General features: G+C 72.9%; 17 protein-coding genes. 14 read left to right on the plus strand and 3 right to left on the minus strand.

Going from position 1 to position 23,275, the window contains the following annotated elements:
* Nucleotides 1-386 precede the first annotated feature (386 nt).
* The 4 genes from MXD62_RS04890 (at nt 387) to MXD62_RS04905 (ending at nt 3,367) form a co-directional block, all read left to right on the plus strand.
* Nucleotides 387-530 (plus strand): hypothetical protein, encoded by a 144-nt coding sequence (locus MXD62_RS04890; RefSeq protein WP_248828232.1) that lies wholly within the window; start codon nt 387-389, stop codon nt 528-530.
* A gap of 197 nt (nt 531-727) precedes the next feature.
* On the plus strand, nt 728-1,003 hold the full coding sequence (locus MXD62_RS38710; protein ID WP_248828233.1) for a DUF3311 domain-containing protein: 276 nt from the start codon (nt 728-730) through the stop codon (nt 1,001-1,003).
* 29 nt (nt 1,004-1,032) lie between these two features.
* Nucleotides 1,033-2,733, plus strand: a complete 1,701-nt coding sequence (mctP, locus tag MXD62_RS04900) for a monocarboxylate uptake permease MctP (RefSeq protein WP_285223960.1) — start codon at nt 1,033-1,035, stop codon at nt 2,731-2,733.
* Nucleotides 2,734-2,959: 226 nt separating this feature from the next.
* Nucleotides 2,960-3,367: an SsgA family sporulation/cell division regulator gene (locus MXD62_RS04905; protein WP_248828235.1), complete on the plus strand. Its 408-nt coding sequence runs from the start codon at nt 2,960-2,962 to the stop codon at nt 3,365-3,367.
* A 152-nt stretch (nt 3,368-3,519) separates the two neighbouring features.
* Here the strand turns inward: MXD62_RS04905 and MXD62_RS04910 are convergent, their stop codons facing one another.
* Together MXD62_RS04910 and MXD62_RS04915 are read right to left on the minus strand one after the other, a co-directional pair.
* Complete coding sequence (locus tag MXD62_RS04910) at nt 3,520-5,262, minus strand: GAF domain-containing protein (RefSeq protein WP_248828251.1); 1,743 nt, start codon at nt 5,260-5,262, stop codon at nt 3,520-3,522.
* A 124-nt stretch (nt 5,263-5,386) separates the two neighbouring features.
* Entirely contained in the window at nt 5,387-6,916 is a 1,530-nt protein-coding gene (locus MXD62_RS04915) for an AAA family ATPase (RefSeq protein WP_248828236.1), read from the minus strand.
* A gap of 329 nt (nt 6,917-7,245) precedes the next feature.
* Here MXD62_RS04915 and mdoC point away from each other — a divergent pair, with 329 nt between their 5' ends.
* From mdoC to MXD62_RS39635, 8 genes are all read left to right on the plus strand, one after another.
* The gene (gene mdoC, locus MXD62_RS04920; RefSeq protein WP_248828237.1) at nt 7,246-8,490 is read left to right on the plus strand and encodes a glucans biosynthesis protein MdoC; all 1,245 of its coding nucleotides are present in this window, start codon (nt 7,246-7,248) and stop codon (nt 8,488-8,490) included.
* Between the two features lie 92 nt (nt 8,491-8,582).
* Complete coding sequence (pip, locus tag MXD62_RS04925) at nt 8,583-9,623, plus strand: prolyl aminopeptidase (RefSeq protein WP_248828238.1); 1,041 nt, start codon at nt 8,583-8,585, stop codon at nt 9,621-9,623.
* Between the two features lie 160 nt (nt 9,624-9,783).
* Nucleotides 9,784-10,848 (plus strand): ABC transporter ATP-binding protein, encoded by a 1,065-nt coding sequence (locus MXD62_RS04930; protein WP_248828239.1) that lies wholly within the window; start codon nt 9,784-9,786, stop codon nt 10,846-10,848.
* A complete protein-coding gene (locus tag MXD62_RS04935; protein ID WP_248828240.1) occupies nt 10,845-11,600 on the plus strand; it encodes an ABC transporter permease in 756 nt (251 codons plus the stop codon). The genes MXD62_RS04930 and MXD62_RS04935 overlap by 4 nt, the downstream gene beginning before the upstream one ends.
* A 75-nt stretch (nt 11,601-11,675) precedes the next feature.
* Complete coding sequence (locus tag MXD62_RS04940) at nt 11,676-12,941, plus strand: sensor histidine kinase (protein WP_248828241.1); 1,266 nt, start codon at nt 11,676-11,678, stop codon at nt 12,939-12,941.
* Nucleotides 12,942-12,949: 8 nt separating this feature from the next.
* Nucleotides 12,950-13,555 carry a response regulator transcription factor gene (locus tag MXD62_RS04945; RefSeq protein WP_308301194.1) on the plus strand — a complete coding sequence of 202 codons (606 nt, stop codon included), beginning with the start codon at nt 12,950-12,952 and terminating at the stop codon, nt 13,553-13,555.
* Between the two features lie 61 nt (nt 13,556-13,616).
* Complete coding sequence (ligD, locus tag MXD62_RS04950) at nt 13,617-14,678, plus strand: non-homologous end-joining DNA ligase (RefSeq protein ID WP_248828243.1); 1,062 nt, start codon at nt 13,617-13,619, stop codon at nt 14,676-14,678.
* A 412-nt stretch (nt 14,679-15,090) separates the two neighbouring features.
* Nucleotides 15,091-18,144, plus strand: coding sequence for a TIR domain-containing protein (locus MXD62_RS39635; protein WP_248828244.1), 3,054 nt, complete (start codon nt 15,091-15,093; stop codon nt 18,142-18,144).
* Nucleotides 18,145-18,176: 32 nt separating this feature from the next.
* Here MXD62_RS39635 and MXD62_RS04960 read toward each other — a convergent pair whose 3' ends face one another.
* The gene (locus MXD62_RS04960; protein ID WP_248828245.1) at nt 18,177-19,109 is read right to left on the minus strand and encodes an aldose 1-epimerase family protein; all 933 of its coding nucleotides are present in this window, start codon (nt 19,107-19,109) and stop codon (nt 18,177-18,179) included.
* A 378-nt stretch (nt 19,110-19,487) separates the two neighbouring features.
* On the opposite strand from MXD62_RS04960, the gene MXD62_RS04965 reads away from it, so the two are divergent.
* Both MXD62_RS04965 and MXD62_RS04970 read left to right on the plus strand, forming a co-directional pair.
* Nucleotides 19,488-21,827 carry an MMPL family transporter gene (locus tag MXD62_RS04965; protein ID WP_248828246.1) on the plus strand — a complete coding sequence of 780 codons (2,340 nt, stop codon included), beginning with the start codon at nt 19,488-19,490 and terminating at the stop codon, nt 21,825-21,827.
* Nucleotides 21,828-21,965: 138 nt separating this feature from the next.
* Nucleotides 21,966-23,177, plus strand: a complete 1,212-nt coding sequence (locus tag MXD62_RS04970; protein WP_248828247.1) for a triacylglycerol lipase — start codon at nt 21,966-21,968, stop codon at nt 23,175-23,177.
* The last annotated feature ends 98 nt before the right edge of the window (nt 23,178-23,275 follow it).

The following is a 23,275-nucleotide window of genomic DNA, read 5'->3' on the forward strand; positions in this document are numbered from 1 at the left end:
GGTCTCGAGTGGGGCATTCGGTCAGTGAGCCGGTCGGCGCCCCGGACACAGCCCGACGCACGATCACAGCAAACCGACGTGGGACGCCGGTGCGGGTCTTTCCTGAGCGGTGTGTCTGCAGCGCGCGGCCGCCCACGGGGCCCGGCGCCTTCGCCTCGTTCGTGGACTTCATCGGTTCTGGAGCTGGACGACGTCCGGAGGGCCGCGAGCGTGGTTTGGAGCTACAGTCCCCGTCCACACGCGTGATCGATCATGGCGGGATGGGTAGGTGATCGACCATGTTGAGTTGGCTGCGCCGGTCGGCGTCCGCGCGACGCGACCGCGATCAGGTGGACAGTTCGTCGTGGAATCCGTCCGGATGGTGGTGGTGCCTGGAGCACGGGCGCGTGGAGAACCCGCCGGACGCCCCGGGGCACCGCCGCCTGGGTCCCTACCCGAGCGCGGCCGAGGCCGAGAACTGGCGTGACGAGCTGGACCGCCGCAACGAGCAATGGGACGAGGAGGACCGCCGCTGGGCCGGAGACCGCTGAGCCGGCGCGACGGAACCGGCGCCGGCGGCGCGGGGCGGGGTGACGTGTGCCGACACGCGGTACGTGGGGCACCTGACGGGCGACTGTCACGCCTTAAGGTGACCACTCGATTGCATTGAGTGGTGTGTGGTGCCGGTGGCGCCCGGCGACGTCGTCCGGCGGGGCGCGGCGTCCGCGTCCCGGTGGGAGGAATCCGAGTGCGTTCCCCGTCGACCGACCCGTCCCCGCCCGCGGGCCCGCCCCGCGGACGTCCGCTGCCGCGTGGCCTCGTCCGGGCGGCCGTCGCGGTGCTGCTCTCCGCCCAGGTGGTGGCCCTGCTGCTGGTGGGGACCTACGCGAGCGTCGAGCCGCGGGTGTGGGGCTTTCCGTTCTTCTACTGGTACACGCTGGTGTGGCTGGTCGCGGGCGCGGTGAGCCTGGCCGGCGCCACCTGGCTCCTCCGGCGCGGCGCGGGCCGACCGGACGCCCGGTGAGCCCGGGTCCTGCCGGCGACCCGCCGGTGCTGGCCGCGCCGTTCCACACCGACTTCCACGGTGTCGAGTTCACGGTCTTTTCGGCGCTGTTCGTCCTGGTCACCGTGATCGGGTTCGGTGCGGCGCGCTGGCGGCGGGCCGCCAGCCTCGACCACCTCGACGAGTGGGGGCTCGGCGGCCGCGGATTCGGCTCGTTCGTCGCCTGGTTCCTCATCGGCGGCGACATCTTCACCGCCTACACGTTCATCGCCGTTCCCGGGGCGATGTACGCGACGGGTGCCGTCTCGGGCTGGTTCGCCGTGGTGTTCACCAGCGTCGTCTGGCCGATCGTCTTCGTGATCATGCCGCGGCTGTGGGCCGTCGCCAGCCGGAACGGGTACGTCACGCCGGCCGACTTCGTCCGCGGGCGGTACGGGTCGCGGTCGCTCGCGCTGGCCGTCGCCGTGACGGGCATCGTCGCGACGATGCCGTACATCGCGCTCCAGCTGGTGGGCATGCAGGCCGTCCTGGAGGCGATGGGGATCGGCACCAGTGGGGACAACCCGATCGTCCGGGATATCCCGATCGTCATCGCGTTCGCGGTGCTGGCCGCGTACACCTATCGCTCCGGGCTGCGCGCACCTGCGCTCATCGCCTTCGTGAAGGACATTCTGATCTACGCCGTGGTGCTCGTCGCGGTGATCTACATCCCGCACCGCCTCGGCGGGTACGGCGCCGTGTTCGACGCGGCCCAGGCGAAGTTCGACACCGCCAACGCGGCCGCCGCGGCGGCGGGCCGGCCGCCGAAGGCGGCGTTCGTCCCGGCACCGTCGGAGTTCCTCGCCTACGCGACCCTGGCGCTCGGCTCCGCCATGGCCCTGTTCATGTATCCGCACGCCATCACAGGAGTGCTCTCGACGCGCAGCCAGGACGTCATCCGGCGCAACACGGCGGTGCTGCCGCTCTACTCCCTGCTGCTCGCCTTCCTGGCGCTGCTCGGTTTCGCCGCCATCGCCTCGGGGGTGAAGACCGACAACCCGCGGCTGGTCGTCCCGCTGCTGTTCGACCAGCAGTTCCCCGCCTGGTTCACGGGCGTCGCGTTCGCCGCGGTGGCGATCGGCGCGCTCGTCCCGGCGGCGATCATGTCCATCGCGGCGGCGAACCTGTTCACCCGCAACATCTACGTCGAGTTCTTCCGGCCGGACGCGACACCCGCCCAGGAGACCTCGGTCTCCAAGACGGCCTCGCTGCTGGTCAAGGTCGGCGCGCTCGTGTTCGTCCTCGGGATGGACACGCAGAACTCGATCAACCTGCAGCTGCTCGGCGGGGTCTGGATCCTGCAGACGTTCCCGGCGATCGTGGCCGGCCTGTGGACGCGCTGGCCGCACCGCTGGGCGCTGCTCGGCGGCTGGCTGGTCGGGATGACCTACGGAACGCTCGAGGCCTACGCGCAGCGCAGCGCGACCGCGCGGCACTTCGGTAGCTCGCTCGCCGAGGTCCCCGGACTCGGCCGAACGGCCTACATCGCGCTGACCGCGTTCGTCCTGAACGTCGTCGTCGCCGTGGCGCTGACCGGCCTGCTGCGCGCGCTGCGCGTGCCGACCGGCATCGACACGACCACGGCCACGGCCACGGCCACGGCCGGCACGACCACGCCTGGTGCTCCCGTGCCCGCCGACGGCGGCGTCGGAGTGCCCGTCCAGGCCCCCGTGGAGGACGCGGCGGAGCGGCTGACGGGGCCGCCGGCCTGACACCGGCGCGCCGCCCCGGCCCGGCGTGGTGGGGGAGGCGGGCGGGGTCGTCCCGCGCCGCCGGGTCGTTGGTACTCCGCCCCGACGACCAAGGCCGGATGATGCGGGCTTTCCCAAATGACACCGTTCTGTAACGACAGAGTCGTGTGACGAGTGTGTCTCCACACAACACAGCCGCCGGGGGTGGGAGGGCCTGATGAGCCGCCGTCCGATCGTGTCAGACGCCGTGACATGGGAATTCAACGCCACGTACCTGGCCGAGAACGGCGAGCGGGTTCCGCTGCCGACAAGCCTGAGGTACGACCCGGCCGATCCGATCGCGATCACCATGAGTATGTGGGTGACCGATCAGAAAGCCGTCGTGTGGACTTTCGCGCGCCGGCTCTTCGTGGACGGCGCGCGCCGCTGCGCGGGGCTCGGTGACGTCCGGGTCCGCCCGATCGTCCGCGACCGCCGCCGCGTGCTCCTCATCGAGCTTTCCAGCCCCGGCGGGCACGCGATGATCGAGCTTCCCGCGGACCGGGTCAGTGACTTCGTCTGCCACACCTACGACCTCCTGCCCGCGTCGGCGGAGGACGCCGTGGTCGAGCGGGACCTGGAGCTGCGAGTGCTGCGGGGGCGCAGCCGCAGCTGACCGGCCGGTGGCACCCGGACGTCTGGACTGGTCGGCCTCCGGACGTCCGGTCGTGGGCCGGGATTGGGACCGGGACGGGGCCGCGCCCGCGCCCGCGGCCGCGCCCGCGGCCGCACCCGCGGCCGGGCCGGCGGCCGCGACCGGCCCGCCGGCTACAGCGGGGCGGTCCAGCGGAGGTGGGTGCCGCCGCCGGGGGGCGTGGTGACGGAGCAGGTGCCGCCGACGATCTCGGCGCGGGTGCGCAGGTTGTCCAGGCCGCTGCGCCGGGTGGAGTCGCCGATGCCGACGCCGTCGTCGACCGCGTCGAGGGTGATGGTGTCGCCCTGCACGGCGAGCCTGAGCTCGGCGGTGGTGGCACGGGCGTGGCGGGCGGTGTTGGTGAGGGCCTCGCGGGCGACGGCGATCAGGTGGTCGGTGAGCCGGTCGTCGACAAGCGAGTCGAGCGGGCCGCTCAGCGTGATCGCGGGAGTGAAGCCGAGCGCGGGCCGGATGTCGTCGGAGATCTTCTCCAGCGCCCCGCGCAGGCGGTTGCCGCGGCCGGGCTGGGTGCTGCGGAGCTCGAAGATGGTGCGGCGGATGTCCTTGATGGTGGCGTCGATGTTCTCGATGTAGGCGGTGATGCGGTCGGCGTTGGACGGGTTCTCGTACTGGGCGAGGTCCTGCATGCCGAGCGCGACGGCGAACAGCCGCTGGATGACGTGGTCGTGCAGGTCCCGGGCGATGCGCCCGCGGTCGGCGAGGACGAGCAGGCGCTCCTGGTCGGCCTTGGTGTGGGCGAGCTCGAGCGCGATGGCGATGTGGCCGGCGAAGCTGGTGGCGAGTACGAGGTCGGTGTCGGTGAAGGCCCGGGCGCCATGGTCCCGGCCGACGAGCAGTGCCCCGTCACACTGGTCCGTCCCGGCGACCAGGGGGACGACCATCAGCGGGCCGGTGCGGTTCGTGCGCTCGTCCGGAAGGGCGTCGAGCTGGGCGTTGTCGACCCGCAGGGCCTGCCGCTCGGTGAGGACCCGTCCCGTCAGCGTGTGCTCAAGGGGGATGCGGCGCCCCGCCCGCCCGCCGCCGGCCGGCGCCGGGCCCGCGGCGGCGCGGTCGCGGTCGCGGTCGTGCGCGTGGTCCTGATCCTGGTCCGTCACCGCGACGGCGACGCGGGCGTGCTGCCCGTCGCCGTTCCCGTCGTCGGCGCGCAGCGCCAGGGCGACGAAGGTCGCGTCGGCGACGTCGAGCACCCGGCGGGCCAGCATCCCGAGTGAGTCGGGCGCGCCGGCCATGAACAGCCGGGTGATCTCCGCGGAGGCCGTCATCCACAGGTGTCGCTGCTGCGATTCGTGGTAGAGCCGCGCGTTCTCGATGGCCACCCCGGCGTTGGCGGCCAGCGCCAGGGCGAGCTCCTCGTCCTCGGCGGTGAACGGGGCGTCATCATGCTTGTCGGTGAGGTAGAGGTTCCCGAAGACCTCTCCGCGCACCATGATCGGGACGCCGAGGAAGGTCCGCATCGGCGGGTGCCCGGGCGGGAAGCCGTACGCGCTCGGGTCGTCGGCGATGTCGTCGACGCGCCGTGGCCGCTGGTCGTCGATGAGCAGGCCGAGGATCCCCTGCCCGGTGGGCAGGTAGCGGATCCTGGCGACGTCGGCGTCGGTCATGCCGACGTGGACGAACTCCTCGAGCGTGCGGTCGGGTGCGATGACGCCCAGCGCCCCGTAGCGGGCGCCGAGCAGGTCGGTGGCGGCCTCGACGATGTGCCGGAGCAGGACGGGCAGCCGCAGGTCGGTGGCGATGATCCGGTTGGCCTGCAGCAGGCCGCGCAGCCGGCTCTGGGTGGCGAGGACGTCCCGGGCACGGTCGACGAGCTGGGTCAGCAGGTCGTCGAGCTCCAGCCGGGCCACAGTGGGAAACATCAGCCCGTCGCCGCCCGGGCCGGGTGGCGGCGTCATGGCCGGGCCCGCGGACGGCTGGGCGGGCGGCTGGGTGGGCGCCGGGGCGGCCTGCTGGGCGGGCGGCGACGGGTGGGCGGCTGGCGGTTCACCGCGTGGCCCGCCGCGCCGCCCGGAGGATGTCGGTCGGCGTGGGTCCGTGTTCAAGCGTCTTCGCCTCCGGCCACGGGTCGGTGTGGAAGGTGTACTCGTGCCCGGTCAGCGCGGACAGGTCGTAGCCCGGCCCGGCCTGCGCGACGGAACGGCCCGCCAATGCCGGCTCCGGGGGCGCGCAGCGCAGCTGGACGAGGTCGGTGGCGGTGGCGCGGGCGAGCGCGGCGGCGCGCTGGCGGTCGTGGCGACGGGCCCAGGACGCGTCGATGACGACGGACTCGCCGCGTTCCACGGCGGTGCCGGCCCGCCGCAGCAGCTCGGCGTACACCGCGTCGTCCGCGGCGTCGCGCTGGCCGTCGCGCCGGCCGTCGTGCGTGTGGTCGTGCGTGCCGTCGCGTGCGCCGTCGGGGTCGGTGCGTGGCAGGTGGTTCAGCTCGCGGGCGACGGACTCGGCGCGCAGCACCGTCCAGCCCTCGGCCTCGGCCAGGTCGGCGGCGAGCGCGGAGCGCCCCGACTCGGGCGTGCCGCCGACGAGGACGAGCCGGACCCGGCCGCGGCGCAGGCTGGCCAGCGCGAGTGAGGCCAGCGCCCGGGCCTCCGCGGCGGCCGCCGCCGAGCCCTGCGCGTACTGGGTGCAGGCGATCCGGCACATCACGAACGCCCGGTAGGCGATGTAGAGGCTCTCCAGGGACAGCGGATGGGTGACGGCCGTGTAGGCCCGGTACTGGTCGAGCAGGAAGCGGCTGAGGTCGGCCCGGCCGAGCCGCTCCAGGTCCATCGCGAGGAAGGCGACGTCCGCGAGCACGTCGCCGACCCGCAGCCGCCGGTCGAACTCCAGGCAGTCGAGGATGCGCGGGCCGTCGTCGAGGCAGTAGATGTCGTCGGCGAGCAGATCGCCGTGGCCGTCGCGGATGCGGCCGTCGCGCTGCCGTTCGCGCAGGAGCGGCTCGCGGCCTTCGATGTAGCGCTCGGCGAGGTGGCGGACGGTGTCGATGGTGGTCGTGTCGAGCACCGGCCCGAGGTAGGGCTCGACGCTGCGCAGCACCTCGTCCCAGAGGCTGCGCAGGGTGGCGGCCGACCCGGCCTCGGTGATCTCCGCCGACGTCGAGCAGCGGGCGTGGAAGTCGGCGAGCAGCCGGGCGATCGCGCGCAGCGGGCCGGTGACGTCGTTGCCGGCCGTGACCAGCGCGGAAAGCCGGCGGTCCGCGGGCAGGCGCCGCATCACGACCATATGGTCGAACACGGTTCCGTCGGGGCCGGAGATGTCGGCGACGCCCAGGTAGACGTCCGGCGCCAGGCGGCGGTTGAGCTCGACCTCGGCCTGGCAGGCGGCGAGACGTGCGTCACGGGTGCGGAAATCCAGGAACCCGAGATCGGCGGTTTTCTTTATTTTGTAGACCCGGTCGCCGAGGAAGATGAGCACCGATGTCAGCGTCTCGGTGAGAGTGGCGGGCAGCCCCGGCACCGCGCCGAGACCCTGCCCGGCACCCACGGGGACCGCGCTGCCGGTCATCGCCACACGCATGGCATGAGACTGCCGGTCAACTCGTGGGGATCACAGCGTGCGTGAGTCGGGCCGCCGCCGTCCGAAGGTCAGGCCGCCACGGGCGAAAGGTCACCCGGCTCCGCGCTGACCGCGACCGGTGTGATCCACCCGGCCCAGGCGCGATCGCGCAGGTGGCGCCGGCTGCCAGGCCACGGGCAGGTGAGCAGGGGTGCCCGGAGCGCCAGGTCGGCACGAAAGCGTTAGACGACACTTACGGGTCTTTCGTCCCGAAAGTACTATTTGCCCTGCCGGGGGCAACAATGGACGCCGACGCGGAGCGCGTCGCCGCCCCGGCCGGGGGAGGGACCGTGGGTGAGCGGGGCGGGCCGTCCGGACCGGGCGTGTATCACCACCACCTGGACGCACTGCGCGGCGTCTTCATGTTGGTGGGTGTCTTCGTCCACGCGTCGACACTCGGGGAGGACCCCGTCTTCGACGGAATCGGCTACGCCTCCAGCCTCTTCCGGATGGAGGGCTTCTTCGTCATCTCCGGATTCCTGGCCGCGATGGTGCTGGGAAAACACGGGGCGAGAGCAGGGGTGCGCCGCCGGCTCGCCTCGGTGGGCACACCGCTGCTGTTCACGCTCGTGCTGTTCAACCCGCCCACCCTGTGGCTGACGTACAACTTCCACAACGACCCGAACGTGTCGTTCGTCGACTTCGTACGCGGGAACACGCTCCCCACCCAGGGGGGCGACCTGAGCTGGTACCTGCACCTGTGGTTCCTGTTCGCGCTGATCGCGTACGCGCTGCTGAGCCCCGCGGCGGCGGCGGCACTGTCGCGGTTGGCCGGCACGGGCGCGTACCGGCGCGTCACCGCCGGCCGGCTGCCGGCCATGGCGGCGATCACGCTGTTCGTGGTGGGCGCGACCGTGGTCATCCGCGGTGCCCATCGCATCGTGCTCGAACCGGTGATCGGTACCGGAACCCACGCCGTGCTCGTCGAGCACACACTGGAGTTCCTGCCCTTCTACCTCCTCGGAGTGCTTCTCCACCAGGGCCGTGACGAGCTGCTCCCGTTCTTCCAGCGGCCGGCGCCGGTCTTCCTCGCGGTCACCGGTCTCGCCCTTCTCGCCTCGAACCGGGAATGGGTTCCCGTGCTTTCGGCCGGAACCGGCCTGGTGCTGACCGAGACCCTGTTCTCGATCCCGCTCATCGCGACGCTCCTCGCGCTCGCCGCGCGACTCGTCCCCGGGCCGCTGCCGGCCGTCCGTTATCTCGCGGACGCCTCCTACACGGTCTATCTCCTCCACTTCTTCTGGATCTATGTCTTCGCGACGGTCCTCTCCTTCGACCCGGGCCTGCGCGCCCCGCAGATGCTCCTCGTCACGGCGCTGACGTTCGGCGTGACGCTGGCGACGCACCATTTCGCCATCCGCCGGTCCCCTCTCCTCCGGAAGATCTTCAACGGGAAGTTCGGCTCCGCCGGACGGCCCACCGCGATTCCAGCGATGCCCGCGATGCCCGTGACACCTGCGAGCCTTGTTGCCGTGGACGGGGAGCGGACCCTGCCCCTTCGCCGGAGCCGCCTGGAGGCCGGCACCGGCTGCTGACCCTCCGCCGCCACGCATCGCCGGGCCGCGGGACCTGGCTTGCGTGACAACTTGTTTCAGTCCACTCGAACCGCGAATGCGATCATGGTGGTGTGAGCCCCCTCCACCCCCCGATCGAGCCGTATGCGCACGGCCTGCTGCCTGTCGGCGGCGGCGAGGGCGTTGATCCGAACCAGATCTACTGGGAGACCTGCGGGAACCCGTCGGGCCGGCCGGTCCTCGTCGTCCACGGGGGACCGGGCTCCGGGTGCTCCGCGGGCTCGCGCCGTTACTTCGACCCGGTCCGGTACCGGATCATCCTGTTCGACCAGCGCGGCTGCGGGCGCAGCACGCCGCACGCGGCGGACCCGGCGACCGACCTGCGGCACAACACCACCGACCACCTGATCTCCGACATGGAACTGCTCCGGCGGCACCTCGGCGTCGACCGGTGGTCGCTGTACGGGGCGTCCTGGGGGTCGACACTGACCCTCGCCTACGCCGAGCGGCACCCCGAGCGGGTGTCCGGGATCGTCATCGCGGGCGTGACCACCACGCGGCGGGCGGAGATCGACTGGCTGTACGGCGGCGTGGCGCGGTTTCTGCCGCAGGAGTGGGAGCGGTTCCGCGCCGCGATGACTCCGTCCAGGGCCGCGCACCCCGGTTCGGCGCAGCTCGATCCGGCGCCCGCCGTGACGCGCGGGCGCGACCTGGCGGCTGCGTGCGCCCGGCTGATGGAACACCCGGATCCCGAGGCCAGGGCTTTCACGGCGCGCGAGTGGTGCGCCTGGGAGGACGCGGTGATCTCGCTGGAGCCGAACGGGCGGAAGAACGTCTACAGCGACCGGGCGCCCGCGGCCCGGCTCGCCCTCGTACGCATCTGCGCGCACTACTTCGCGCACGGTGCCTGGCTGGAGGAGGGGATCCTGCTGCGCGAGGCGGGGCGGCTGGCCGGCATACCCGGCGTGCTCATCCACGGTCGCCAGGATCTGGGCGCCCCCTTCGCGACCGCCTGGGAACTTGCGCGTGCCTGGCCGGGAGCCCGTCTCGTTCCCGTGACGGATTCGGGCCACACCGGCAGCGAGGCGCTGGGCCGGGAGATCGTCCGGGCGCTGGACGGCTTCGTCGTGGCGGCCAGGACCCCGTCGACGTAGATCTGAGCGCCGCCCGTGAACAGGCCGCCGGGACCCGCCAGTGCCAGTTGACGGCCGGAGACAGTCACCGTGGCGACCGCCGCCGGGCTGGTCGTGGACCGGACCGGACCGCATCAGCGGAGGCGCGTCGGGCGCGAGGCCGCCGCGGGAACGATGACAGATGTCATCGCGGGGCGGTGACCGTGGAGACTACGCGCCGATCGCCCGGCTGCGGATCATCGTTCCCATGAGGGAAACGTCAGGAGTCGACCGGAGCGGCGCGATGGACGCCGGCCCGGAGCCCAGCGTGCGGCTCGCCGGGGTTCGCAAGCGGTATGGCTCGCGGACCGCCGTCGACGGGGTGGACGTCACCGTCGCGCCTGGTGAGATCGTCGCGCTACTCGGGCCGAACGGCGCTGGGAAGTCCACAACCATCGACATCCTGCTCGGGCTCACCCGGCCTGACGCCGGCACGGCCCAGCTCTTCGGGCGCACCCCGCGGGATGCCTGCGCCGCCGGACTCGTCGGGGCGATGCTGCAGAACGGCGGCCTGCTCGCCGGAGTCACGGTCGCGACGATGCTCGAGACGATCAGTGCGCTGTACCCGAGCACCCGGCCGGTCGGTGAGGTGCTGGCGCTGGCCGGCGTGGCCGAGCTGGCCAGGACCCGCACCGATCGGCTCTCCGGCGGCCAGCGGCAGCGGGTGCGCTTCGCCCTCGCGCTGCTGCCCGATCCCAGCCTGGTGGTCCTCGACGAGCCGACCGCGGCGATGGACGTCGAGAGCCGGCGCGAGTTCTGGGCGGCCATGCGCGCGTGGGCCGCGGGCGGGCGAACGGTGCTGTTCGCCACCCACTATCTGGAGGAGGCCGACGCCTTCGCCGACCGCATCGTGCTGCTCCGCGCGGGCCGGGTGGTGGCCGACGGGCCGACCGCTGAGGTGAAGGCGCTGGTCGGCGACCGGACCATCCGCGCGACACTGCCGAGAGCGGCGGCGGGGCCGACGGGGCCGGCAGGGCCAGTGGGTCTGACGGGTCTGGCAGGTCCGACTGGGCTGCCCGGTGTCTCTCAAGCCGAGACCCGCGGCGAGACCGTCGTGCTGCGCTGCCATGACAGCGACACCGCCCTGCGCGCCCTGCTCGCCGCCCATCCCGACGCCCGTGACATCGAGATCTCCGGTGCCGGCCTCGAGGACGCCTTCCTCGCGTTGACCGGCACTCAGCCTGTCCCGGAGGGGGTTCCGGCATGACAACCGCGACCGTGCCGTTGGTCAATTTTCGTTACGTCGGCTCCGAGATCGGCCGGGTCTGGCGTAACGCCCGCTTCATCGTGTTCAGCCTCGCGCTGCCGGCGCTCCTGTTCGCCGCGTTCAGTGCCGGCGACCAGGACGAACGCCTCGGCGGCCTGACCGTCGCCCCCTACATCATGATCAGCATGGCGACCTTCGGGGCGATGAACGGGGTGTTCTCGATCGGCGGCCGGATCGGCATGGAGCGAGCCACCGGCTGGAACCGGCAGCTGCGGCTCACCGCGCTCACCGGGCGGCAGTACCTCGCCGGAAAAGTCCTGACCGGTTTCACCGTCGCGCTGCCCGGCATGATCGCGGTGTTCCTGCTCGGCCACTTCGCCCGGGACGTCGACCTGCCGGCGGGCCGCTGGGCGCTGGCCGGGGTCTCCATCTTGTTCGCGCTGCTCCCGATCGCGGCGCTCGGTTGCTGGATCGGCTACCTCGTCCGGCCGGAGAACCTCCAGGCGGTCGCCGGCAGCCTGTACTCGCTACTGGCGTTGACCGGAGGGCTCTGGGTGCCCGCGGACACCTTCCCGTCCTGGCTCGAAACGATCGTCAAGATGCTGCCGATGTACTGGGCGGCGTTCGCCGGCAGGGCAGTGGTCGCCGGAGACTGGCTGGGGTGGCACGGGGTGGCCACGGTCGTCGTCTGGACGGCGATCCTCGGCGCCTGCGCCGTCCGTGCCTACCGCGTTGACCAACTGCGTACCTGATGCTGGCGGCGGGCCGGTTACGGTCGCGTGCGAGCCCAGGTGGGGACCCGGGTGGGGAGGAGTGGGGGTGGTGCGGTGGCGGCGGTGGTCGCGCGGAGCGCGATGTGGCGCTGGCTGACCGAGCCGGTGCTGGGGCAGAGTCCCGAGGGTCGGGCGCTGGCGGTGCGGCGTTGGCGATACACATCCGGGATCTATCTCCTCTATCTTGCCTACGCCGTCGTTGACATGGTCCAGGCCGGCGGCGCTGCGCGGATCGCCCTTGGCGCGGTGCTCATCACGCTGTTCATGTACATCTACCTGGGGCCGCTTCCGGCGGCGTCGTTCGGCGGCGACCCCGGGCGATGGCTTTTCGTGCTCGTGTCCATGCCCGCGATCATGGTTGTCTTCCTGGCGGCCGTCGGGCGGGGCGGGCTGGTCTTCGGGGTGTACGTCGCGGTCGCGTTCGTGATTCTGCTGCGCCCGATCGCGTTCATCCCGTTGACCGCCGCGCTGTTCATCCTGATCACCTGGGTGCCGCAGCATGTCGCCAGGTGGGACGTCCACGGCCCGCAGTGGGCGGTCTCGGTACCCGTGCTGCTCGTCGCGTTCGGGGTCGGCGGGCTGCGCTCCGGGCTGCGGCAGCGGATCCAGCTGCACCGGGCCGAGGCGGAGGTGGCCCGGCTCGCGGCCGAGCAGGAGCGGCTGCGGATCGCCCGTGACCTGCACGATCTACTCGGTCACGCGCTGACGACGATCACCGTGAAGGCCGAACTGGCGTCCAAGCTCGCGGTCCGCGACCCGGCCCGGGCCGCGGCCGAGATGGCCGAGGTCGCGGTTCTCGGCCGGCAGGGGTTGGCCGACGTCCGGGCGACCGTGGCCGGCTACCGCGAGGTCAGTCTCGTCACCGAGCTGGCGGCGGCGCGTCAGGTGCTCGCCGCCGCCGGCATCCACGCCGAGCTGCCGGCCACCGTCGAGAACGTTCCCGGCGACCTGCGCGAGCTCTTCGGCTGGGTGCTCCGGGAGGGCGTGACGAACGCGGTGCGGCACAGCGGGGCACGCCACCTACGGGTCCAGGTTGACGCACGGTCGATCGAGGTGGTGGACGACGGCGTCGGCGAGCCCACCGGGAGCGCCGCCAACGGTGGCAACGGGCTGGCCGGGCTGGCCGAGCGAGCCGCGGCCGCCGGCGGCCTGCTCGTCGCGGGCAGTCCCTGCGACCGCACGGGTGATGCTCGCGGTGCCGACCGTGCGGCCGGTGCCGGCGGTGCCGGCGGTGCCGGCGGTGCCGGCGGTGCGGGCAACCGGGCGGGTGGCGGTGGGTGGCCGGTGGGGTTCTCGTTGCGGGTGGAGCTGCCCGCATGACGGCACCGATGATCAGAGTTCTGCTGGCGGACGACCAGCACCTCGTCCGTGGTGCTCTCGCGGCGCTGCTCGCGCTCGAGGACGACATCGAGGTCGTCGGGCAGGTCGGGCGCGGGGACGAGATCGTCGGCGAGGTCTCCCGGCTGCGCCCCGACGTCGCGCTGCTCGACGTCGAGATGCCGGGGATCGACGGGCTCGCGGCCGCGTCCGCCATCCGTTCGACGTCGCCGGGCACCAGGGTGCTGATCGTGACCACCTTCGGTCGGACGGGCTACCTGCGGCGGGCGATGGAGGCCGGAGCGCTCGGCTTCGTCGTCAAGGACACCCCGGCCGAGCTGCTGGCCGACGCGGTGCGACGGGTGTCCCGCGGCGAGCGGGTGGTCGACCCGACGCTCGCGGCGGCGACGCTCGCCGGCGGCCCCAGCCCGCTGACCGGGCGGGAGCGGGACGTCCTCGTCGCCGCGCGGGACGGCGCGACGGTCGCCGACATCGCCGGCCGGCTGTTCCTCTCCGAGGGGACCGTCCGCAACTACCTGTCGTCCGCGATCGCCAAGACCGGGGCCCGTAACCGGATGGAGGCGCTGCGCGCCGCCGAGCACAACGGCTGGCTCTGAGCCGCCGCGGTCCCGGTCGGCCGGGCCCTGTTTCGTCGGACCTCGGAGTTACGGTTCCCCCATGGCGGTGTCCAAGCACGGTGAGCCGGTCGAGCTGGTGATCGGCGACCATTCGGTGCGGGTGACGAATCCCGACCGGGTGTACTTCCCCGAGGCCGGCGTCACCAAGATTGAACTTGTCCGCTACTACATTGCGGTCGCTGACGGGCTTGTCCGGGCCCTGCACCTGCGGCCGACGACGCTGGAGCGGTGGCCCGGCGGTGTGGTCGAGGGCGCCCAGCTCACCCAGCGCGACGGGGCACCGGGCGACGCGTTCTACCAGAAGCGCGTCCCGAAGAACGCGCCGTCCTATGTGGAAACGGCGCGGATCACGTTCCCCAGCGGGCGCACGGCCGACGAGATCTGCGTGACCGAACCGGCCGTCCTGGCCTGGGCGGCGAACCTGGGCACCATCACGTTCCACCCGTGGCCGGTGCGGCGCGGCGACGTCGACCATCCCGACGAGCTGCGCATCGACCTGGACCCGCAGCCGGGCACCGACTTCGCCGACGCGGTGACCGTCGCCACCGAGACCCACGCGCTGCTCGACGAACTGGGCTGGGTGGGCTGGCCCAAGACGAGCGGTGGCCGTGGCGTGCACGTGTACGTCCGACTCCAGCCGCGGTGGACGTTCACCGAGGTGCGCCAGGCGGCCATCGCGCTCGCCCGGGAGCTGGAGCGACGCCGCCCCGACCTGGTGACCACCGCCTGGTGGAAGGAGCAGCGCGGCGAGAAGGTGTTCGTCGACTTCAACCAGAATGCCCGCGACCGCACGATCGCCTCGGCCTACTCGGCGCGGGCGCGTGCCTGGGCACCGGTCTCCACCCCGCTCGGCTGGGACGAGCTCGCCGACGCCGAGCCGCGTGACTTCACCGTCCGCACGGTGCCCGAGCGCTTCGCGCGCCTCGGTGACCTCTGGGCGGGCATCGACGAGACGGCGCACGATCTCACGCCGCTGCTCGAGTGGTGGGAGCGCGACCTGCGCGAGCACGGCCTCGAGGACATGCCCTATCCGCCGGACCACCCGAAGATGGTGGGTGAGCCGCGGCGCGTGCAGCCGAGCCGCGCGAAGAAACCCCACTGACGGTAGGTCACCCGTAACGATTGACCGCCGGAAACGCGGCACGGTTCGTTACTGTCGACAGCCCGTAACTGCCGCCACGGCAGCGCTCGCGTACCCTGATCCACATACCCGAGGTCCCGTTCCGGTTGCCGTCGGTCAGGGGGGAGTCGGCGCGGTGTGGATTGTTCTGCTCGACCATTCGGCGTCCATGACCGAGCCGTTCGCCGTCGATTCCGCCCGGCCACTGTTCGGCCGGCGCGCAAGTGCACGGCGCGGCGCCGGCCCGCGGCCTTTCCCGCACCTCGCCGGACGTCGCCACGGGCGCTCTCCGGCCGGCTCAGCTACCCCCGATCAGGGCCCTGACCAGGCTGTTCCCGAAAATTCAGTTTCCGGTAAGCACGGTGGCGAGCGACCAGGCTCCAATCAGCACGGAGTGGTTGGCCGGCGCAAGCTCGATGTCGCGGTGGAGAGCGTCGCGAACACGCTGGCCACCCTGCCGCCGGACATGCCGACCGTCCTGGTCGGATTCGTCGACTCCGCCGACGTGGTCTACCAGGGCCTGGCCGGCGAGCGGGCAGCCTTCGAGCGCACGCTGCGCACTGCGGCCCCGACCGGTGCCACCGATCTCGCCGCCGCGCTGGAACGGGCCCGGCTACACGTCGCCGAGCTGGCCGAGAAGCCGCTGTTCGTCCGCCTGCTGCTGGTCACCGACGATCTCACGGCACCAGGGGACCTGCTCCAGGCCGCCTACGACTGCGCGCGTGCCCGCATCACGGTCGACGTCGTCGTGCTCGACCCGTCGCGGAGGGCGAGTGAGATGGCCGGTGCGATCGTCGGTGTCACCGGAGGAACCTGGGAGGCCGCGATGGGTGAGGGTGGCCTGGTGAGCGCCGTCGCCGCCGCCGGCCGGCGCGCCGCGTGGCAGCTCCGGCAGGCCGAGGCGGAGTCCGGCCGGCCGGCCACCCGGCGCCGGAACACCTTCGGCCGCCCACGACCAGCCGCGCCCACCGTGCCCGCGGAGCCGGTAGTGGCGGCGGAGCCCACCATGGCGGCGGAGTCGGTCGTGCCCGCCGATCTGGTAGCGGCGGCGGAGCCCGTTGCGCGGCCCGCCTCCACCGCGGCCTCCGGTACGGCAGTGGCTGGCGCCGCGGCGGCCGGAACCGCTGCGGCTGAGCCGGTGGCGCCGGGCGAGCCGGCAGAGCCGTCGGCGGTGCGGTTCACCACGCGTCATCCCGCGGCCGCCTCCGCGCTCGGGTGGCGGCCGGTCACCGTCGGGGTGCCCGCGGCGCCCGGATCGATTCCGGCCGGGACCGAGCTCGAAATCGCCCCCGCGGTTCCCCATCTGCGTTTCCGGCCACCGCGGATTCCCGTCGTATGGGGGCCGGAGCCGGAGACGGCCTCGTTCGAGGTCATCCACGCGCCGGGCGACGGCGGCGATGAGAGCTGTCGCGGGCATGTCCAGATCAGCCTCGACGGCCTTCCCGTCGCACGGATTCCGCTGGATCTCGCCGTCTCCACCGCCGCGGACCCGTCGACAACGCCGGTGACGGTGACAGGCTCGGCGCCGATGTTCCGCGAGATCTACGGTTCCTACGCGTGGGCCGACATCGACATCGCCCGCCGATTCCGGGAGATCTACCGGGCGCTGGGCATCACCCTGTTCATGGACGTCCTCGACGTCGACGGGGCCCGGGAGTGGAAACCCGAACTCGAGGCGGCGATCGAGCGCGCCGACCTTTTCGCGCTCTTCTGGTCCCCGGCCTCCGCGGCGGCGGACTACGTGGAGAAGGAATGGCGCCGGGCGTTGGAGGTCGCCGCGAACCGCCGACCGGAGGGCGTGTTCGTCTTCCCGTTCCAGTGGTCCCGGCCGGTACCCGAGCCGCCGCTGCCGCTCGTGGATCTCCCGTTCCGGCAGGTCGATCGCTGGTCCACCGCGCTGGACCGCCTCGCGAACCTCGCCCGGGCGGGTACAGGCGCGGGCCCTGGCGCCGCGGGTGCCCGTGCCGGCGCCGCCGCGGACGCCGCTCCCGTCCCGCCGGGCCCGACCGTGTCCGGCGGTCCGCGCGGTCCGCGCGGCCCGAACGGCCCGAACGGCCCGAACGGCTCGAGCGGCCCGGGCCACGCGAGCGGTCCCGGCGGCGAGGCGGCCGATCGGCGCGACGCGGGCACGGTGCCGCGGCGGGTGGACGTCACCTTCCCGGTCTTCTCGCTCGTCCCGGCGCTGTCGAGCGGCAACGTCGAACGGATCGGGGAGTCGCTGCGCACGGTCGTGCCGTTCCTGGAGGATCTCACCGGCCTGCGCTACTACCCGCCGCCGACCTACGTCACCGACGACACGACGGTCACCAGCCTGCGCCGCAACTGCGAGCCGGACGCACGGCACCTCGCGGACGAGAACACCGGTGACATCCTGCCCGGCGTCCTCGACGTCGAGGACGAGGCGGTGACCGGCCGCGTCCGCGAGCTTCTGCTGATCTTCCACTCCCACGTGTTGGACGTCGGGCCCGGCACCGATCTTGAACACGTTCGGCGGGAGGCGGCGGGCGGCTTCGTGCGCAACGCCCGCCGCTACCTGGCGGGGCAGCCCACGGACCTCAGTGACGGCCCCGAGCCCCCGACCGGCCCCGAGCCGCCCCTGATCTGGCGCCAGCGTTGCGCCGAGGACTTCCCCAGCTTCGCCGGTCTGTACTGCGAGCTGGTCACCCGCTACGTCGACCGACACATCCGGGCGAACTCGCGTAATCGCATCGACCCCGAGGTACGCGCCAGGCTGGTCGCCGAGCTGGGGCCGCGCGCCGCGGGGGCGATCGAGCGTTCGGTGGGCGGCGTGGCCGTCGACCCGCCGGTCGACCACGCGTTCCGGGCCCGGCTCGTGGCGGCGCTGGAGGATCTCCGGCTGCTGCTCGACACCCGGGAGCGGGTCGTCTCCGACTACCTGCGCTCCGGCGCGCCCGCCTTCGGTGTCTTCCGGCACACCGGCGGGGCGGGGCGGTTCGGGCGCTCCGGCATGCTCGTGCCGACGTCCGCGCCGGCCGTGCTCATGGGGGCCGGTGCCTTCGGTCGGATCGCGGCCTCGCTGCGTGGCGACGCGGTCGTGGACGAGCCGACCTGGGACCGGGCCGCCGCGTTCTGCGAGATGGCGCTGGTGCACGAGCACGCCCACGCGGCGATCGCCACCGGCCTGGACGACCACGGTGCCCGGGCCGGTGCGGCCGGCACACCCGCGTGGACGGCGGCCTCCCGGCTGAACGAGGCTCTGGCGGCGTGGACGCAGCGGCACTTCTACCGCCGTGACCCGCGGATGTGGGACGAGTGCGCCCGCTACATCCGGTCGGGCTCGCTGCGGTCCTGGCCATACCGCGGGGCCGACGTACTGGAGGAGCGATACGAGGCCGAGGGGGTCGAGGTCGTCCGCCGCTTCGTCCGGCTGCTGCGCGACTCGCCGGAGGCCGCGCAGGCCCAGTTCGACCTGCTGCTCGCCCGCTGACGGGCTCGGCAACCAGCCGTCCCGGCCCGCGCTCAGCGCAGGTCGGGGCACACCCCCCAGGAACCGTCGAACGACTCGCCCGGCTCGAGCACCCGCAGCCCGTCGCCGCTGTTGAACGCGTTCGCCGGGGAGGTCATCGGCTCGACGGCGATGCTGCGCCGCCGCTGGCCGGGGGGGAAGGTGTCCCCGGTGAACAACTGGACGTAGGGCCAGGCGGCGTCCTGCCAGATCGTCAGGGTGCCACCGGCCGCGGCGAGCGTAACGCGGGCCCGGCCGTCCGCCGCCCGCTCGAGATCGGTGAAGCAGGTGTCGAGGATCAGCCCGCCCAGCGGGCGGGGGTCGCGCAGGTCGAACGGCCCGCCGGCGACGTCCTCGGCGCCGACGGGGATGAGGCGCTCGTCGGTCAGCAGGCGGGTCGCCGCGGGCACCGTGACCGTCATGTCGTCGGCCGGTGCGGGTGATCCGTCCGCGCCGGCGAGGACGAAGTACGGGTGGGCGCCCATGCCTACCGGCGCCGCGGTGTCGCCCAGGTTCGTCGCGGTGAGTGAGACGGTCAGCCCGTCGCCGTCCAGCCGGTACAGGGCGGTGAAGGCGACGGTGAACGGGTACCCCGACTGGGCGCGCAGTACGACCTGGGCCCGCGCCGCGCCCGCGTCCAGGCGTTCGAGCTCCCAGCCGAGCCAGCGGGTCAGGCCGTGGCTGGCGTTGCCCAGCGCCACCTCGTTCACCGGGAGCTGGTGGCTCGTCCCGCGGAAGGTGTAGCGGCCGGCGGCGACCCGGTTCGGCCACGGCAGCAGGAGCTGCCCCCGGCCGCGGCTGGCCATCTCCCCGGGGCCGTAGCCGTCGAGCACCGTGACGGCGCCGACCCGGTAGTCGCGCAGGCCGCCGCCGACCTCGGTGACCACCGCGCGGCTCTCGCCGTGGACCAGCTCGAGCTGGCGCCCGGACGGTGCTGTCGTCTCCACCGCACTGCCTCCGTCCCCGTGGCTGCCCGCACGCCCGTGGCCTGGCGCCACGGGACCGGATGGCCCGGGTCCATCATCGCGATGGCACCCGCCGGCGTCGCGTCGGGCGTCGGCGGTGCCGGGTGGGCCTTCTCACGGGCGAGCGACGCCACAGCATCGCGCCGCCCCGCCACCGGCGAGGCGCATGGTTACGCGCCCGGGACGATCTCTCCCCCGCCACCGGCCGCCAGGATTACACTTTCGTCTTGTTTATCGGTGTTTCGGGTGGCGCTCGGTGTCTCGGTGGTCTGTGCACCGGAAAAGATGAGTGTCCGGATTATTGTGGACGACCCCACTAACGGCGGATTGGTCGATTATCTGCCGTTCTAGGGTGTTCAAATGACCGACAGGCCCGAGAAGCTCGCCGGGTTCGTGGGACTTCTCGCGCGTTGCTGTGCCCGCTACCGATGGCTCGTCCTGGCGGCCTGGTTGGTCGCCCTTGTTCCCGCCGTCCACTACATCCGGGACGGGGGCGCCCGGTACACCCAGGAAGTCGCCCCCGCCGGTTCGGAATCCGCGCGGGCGATGGATGGTGTCGCGCGGGCCTCACCCGGCCGACATCTTCCCGACGTCGAGACGATCGTCGTCCGGGCCCGCCGCGGCACAGTTGACGGCGGCCGCGCCCGTGACCGGATCACCGCCCTGGTCGCGGAGGTCGGCCGGCTGCCCGGCGTCACGTTCGTCGCCGACCCGGCGGGGCCGCTGGGCACCGCCACCGCCGGAGTGGACCCGATCAGCGCCGACCGGCGCACCGCGCTGATCTCCGTCCTGATGGACGGCGGCGCGCTCGAGCCCGACCTCGACGACGTGCACCGGGTCGTCGAGGCCTCCCGCGCCTACGACGGCCCGGAGCTGCAGGTCGAGGCGTCCGGGTCGGGTGCCACCATGATCGGGTCAGCGCAGCTCTCGTTGGCCCCGCTCGTCGTCGCCGCGTTCGCCGCGCTCGTCCTGCTCGGCGTCACGCTACGGTCCCGGCTGGGCATGCTGGTGTGCCTGCTGCCGGCGGCGGTCTGCACCCTGCTGGCGGTCGCCGTCACCGCGCGCCTGTCGCACACCACCCAGCTGCCGCCGTTCGCTCCCGTCACTGCCGCGGTCCTGGCGTTCGGGACGTGCCTGGGCAGCGCGGTGGTGGTCGTGCACCGGGCCCAGTCGGCCCTGCTGAGCGGGCAGAACCGGCTGCAGGCCGCCGCGTCGGCGACGACGTCCACCGGCGCGGCGGTGGCCGTCGGTGGCCTGGGCGTGAGCCTCGCCCTGCTCGCGGTCGCCGCGCTCGGGCTGAGCGGGTTCGGTGGCCTGGCGCTCGCCGCGTCGGGGGCCGCCGCGCTGGCCGTCCTGGTCGTCCTCACCCTGCTGCCGGCGCTGGTCGCCGCCGGCGGGGTGCGGCTGCTCGGCTGGGCCGAACGGCACTACCTGGCGATGGCCGGCGCCGGCCTGGCGCGGCGGCCCGGTGTGCGCTCCTGGTGGGCCGCGCAGGTCGGCCGGTACCCGGCGCTGGTCGTCGTCGCGGCCGGGGTCCTGCTGATGTCGCTGGCCAACCAGACCGACGGGCTTCGCCTCGGCGGTGGCGACGCGGGCACCGACCCGACCTCGATGACCACCCGGCGCGCCTACGACCTGATCAGCGAGGGCTTCTTTCCCGGTCTGAACGGCCCGATCCTGGTGGCCGTCGACCGCGGTGACCCCAGGAGCGTGCCGGGCGGGGGACGGATCGTCCAGCCCGGGGAGGTCGCTGCGGTGCTGCGCGCGACCCCGGGCGTGCGCACCGCCGCGGTGTCACTGGACGACCCCCGCCTCGGGCCGGCCATCGTGCGCGTGCTGCCCGCCGCCGCTCCGCGCAGCCCGCAGGCCAGCGACCTGGTGCGACGGATGCGCGATGACGTGCTGCCCACGGCGCTGCGCGGCAGTGTCACCAACGCCGCCGTCGGCGGGCCCACCGCGATGTTCGACGACGCCGCGAGCAGCTTCCGCTCGACCCTGCCGCTGTTCCTGGCCGTCGTGCTGCTCACCATCGGCCTCGTGACGTTCGCGGTCGCCGGGTCGATACCGCTCGCCGCCGTGCTCGGCGCGGCCGCCGTGCTGAGCGTGCTGGCCTCCGCCGGCATGCTGCGCGTGTTCTTCCAGGACGAGGAGATCGCGCGCCGCCTCGGTGTCATCACCAGCCCCGCCGAGCCGTTCGTGCTCGTGCCGATCATGCTCGCGGTCTTCGGGCTGGCCCCGGGGATGAACCTGGTCCTGCTCACCCGGCTGCGTGCGGGCGGCGGCGCCGATCCGGCCGGCTCCGGCACCGGCCGTGGGGGAGCGCTGCGGGGCATCGGTCGGGCCTTCGCCCGGCGCCGGGACGGCGCCCGGCCCGACCCGATCCGCGACGGCCGGGACGCCGTCCGCCGTGGCCACGCCGACCTGGGGCATGTGGTGCTGACGATGAACTTCGTGATGCTGTTCGTGTTCCTCGCGATCGCGGCGCAGCCGTCCCGGACGCTGAAGATGCTCGGGTGCGGCCTGGCGATCGGGGTCGCCGTGGACGCCGTCGTGCTGCGCGCCGCCATCCTGCCCGCGTCGGTGCACCTGGGGCAGCGATGGCAGGGTGATCGCGCGCTGCGCCGCAGACAGGGCGCCGCGGCCAGGGCCGCCGAGCCCGAGGCGGCGACCGTGGCCAAGGCGTCCGCCGCCCATCGGTAGTCGTTTCATAATCGTTCCCGGGGTGAACTTCCCTGGGACGAACTGTCCCCGGGGTGAATTGTCCCGGGGCGGCGATCTCCCAGGTTTCCGGTAATACTCCTCGCGTACTTGTCCGCCGTACGGGGAGGAGATTCATCGGTGGCTGCCAAGGATCTGAACAAGATAAAGAAGGCGATGGGCCCGGTCGGGTTGGTCACCCCGGCCGGAGCACAGGCCGGTGTGCGTGCGCCAAAGCCCGACATGGAATGGAAGGTCCAAGGTGGTACGGCCCGGGTCTGGCTCGGGGTCGGGAACAAGGGACTGGTTCGCCCCGTCCTGCTCGCCGACGGCTTCAACATGGGGCCGACGGATTTCGACTGGCTGTGGGAGGGGCTCGACGGCGATCCGTTCCGTTTCCTGACCGAGCTGCGTGAGCGCGGCCAGGACGTCGTCCTGATCGGTTTCGACGAGCGCAGCGCGTCGATTCTCGACAATGCCAGGACCGTCACCGAGGTCATCTTCCGTGCCATCGGCGAGCGGCAGGGCGACCAGCCGCTGACCGTCGGCGGGTTCAGCATGGGCGGTCTGGTCACCCGCTACGCCCTCGCCAAGCTCGAGATGGAGCGGATGGACCACCAGACGGCGCTCTACCTGTCCTTCGACAGCCCGCACCGCGGCGCGTCCGTGCCGATCTCCCTGCAGGCGATCGCGCACATCCTCGCCCCGATCAACGACGCGTTCTCGGCGCAGGTCAACAGCCCTGCCTCCCGGCAGCTGCTCTGGCGGCACATCGAGAACGCCGACGACCAGCCGCGCGTCGATCCCCTTCGCGCGGAGTTCCTGAAGGCCCTGGAGCGGGTCGGCGGCTGGCCGCAGCGGCCCCGCAAGATCGGTGTCGCCAACGGCGTGGGCGACGGCCGGCGCAACGGCATCGCGCCGGGTGTCGAGGCGCTGCGCTGTACCGGGCCGTACTTCAAGGACACCGTCCTGTACACGCAGGCCGGCGGCCGCGACCGAATCGTCGCCGAGTTCCGTGGCCTGTTCGGGGAGAAGGACATCACCACGAACGACTTCCCCGACATCGACGGCACGCCCGGCGGCACCCTGGACTCGTTCGGCATTCTCGCGGACGCGCTCAAGGACGCCGGCGAGGGCGTGGACGTCGCACACCGGATCGTGTGCTTCGTGCCGTCCGTCAGCGCGGTCGCGGTCCGCGGCGTCGAGACGAACGACGATCTCTACACCGACATCGACGCCCTGGCCTCGTCCGAGAGCGAGCTGGACGAGTTCCTGTGCTCGTCGCGTGCCACGGCGCATTCGGCGATGACCGAGCAGCTCGGTAGGTGGGTCATCGACCGCATCGTGCGGTGACCCGGGCGCGGGCGGGCGGGGGGGAGGGCCCCCCCCCCCCGGCGCCCGCCGCCCCAAACCGCAAACCCCAATAGCCCCCAGCCCGCAGAAGAAAGGGC

Source organism: Frankia sp. Mgl5 (assembly GCF_023242985.1).
Classification (GTDB): Bacteria; Actinomycetota; Actinomycetes; order Frankiales; family Frankiaceae; genus Parafrankia; species Parafrankia soli.

What these genes read in the sequence shown, in the direction of transcription:
- MXD62_RS04930 (WP_248828239.1), top strand. Translation starts at nt 9,784, where the DNA reads ATGTCATCGCGGGGCGGTGACCGTGGAGACTACGCGCCGATCGCCCGG.
- MXD62_RS04945 (WP_308301194.1), top strand. Translation starts at nt 12,950, where the DNA reads ATGATCAGAGTTCTGCTGGCGGACGACCAGCACCTCGTCCGTGGTGCT.
- ligD (WP_248828243.1), top strand. Translation starts at nt 13,617, where the DNA reads ATGGCGGTGTCCAAGCACGGTGAGCCGGTCGAGCTGGTGATCGGCGAC.
- MXD62_RS04965 (WP_248828246.1), top strand. Translation starts at nt 19,488, where the DNA reads ATGACCGACAGGCCCGAGAAGCTCGCCGGGTTCGTGGGACTTCTCGCG.
- MXD62_RS04935 (WP_248828240.1), top strand. Translation starts at nt 10,845, where the DNA reads ATGACAACCGCGACCGTGCCGTTGGTCAATTTTCGTTACGTCGGCTCC.
- MXD62_RS04915 (WP_248828236.1), bottom strand. Translation starts at nt 6,916, where the DNA reads ATGCGTGTGGCGATGACCGGCAGCGCGGTCCCCGTGGGTGCCGGGCAG.
- MXD62_RS04910 (WP_248828251.1), bottom strand. Translation starts at nt 5,262, where the DNA reads ATGTTTCCCACTGTGGCCCGGCTGGAGCTCGACGACCTGCTGACCCAG.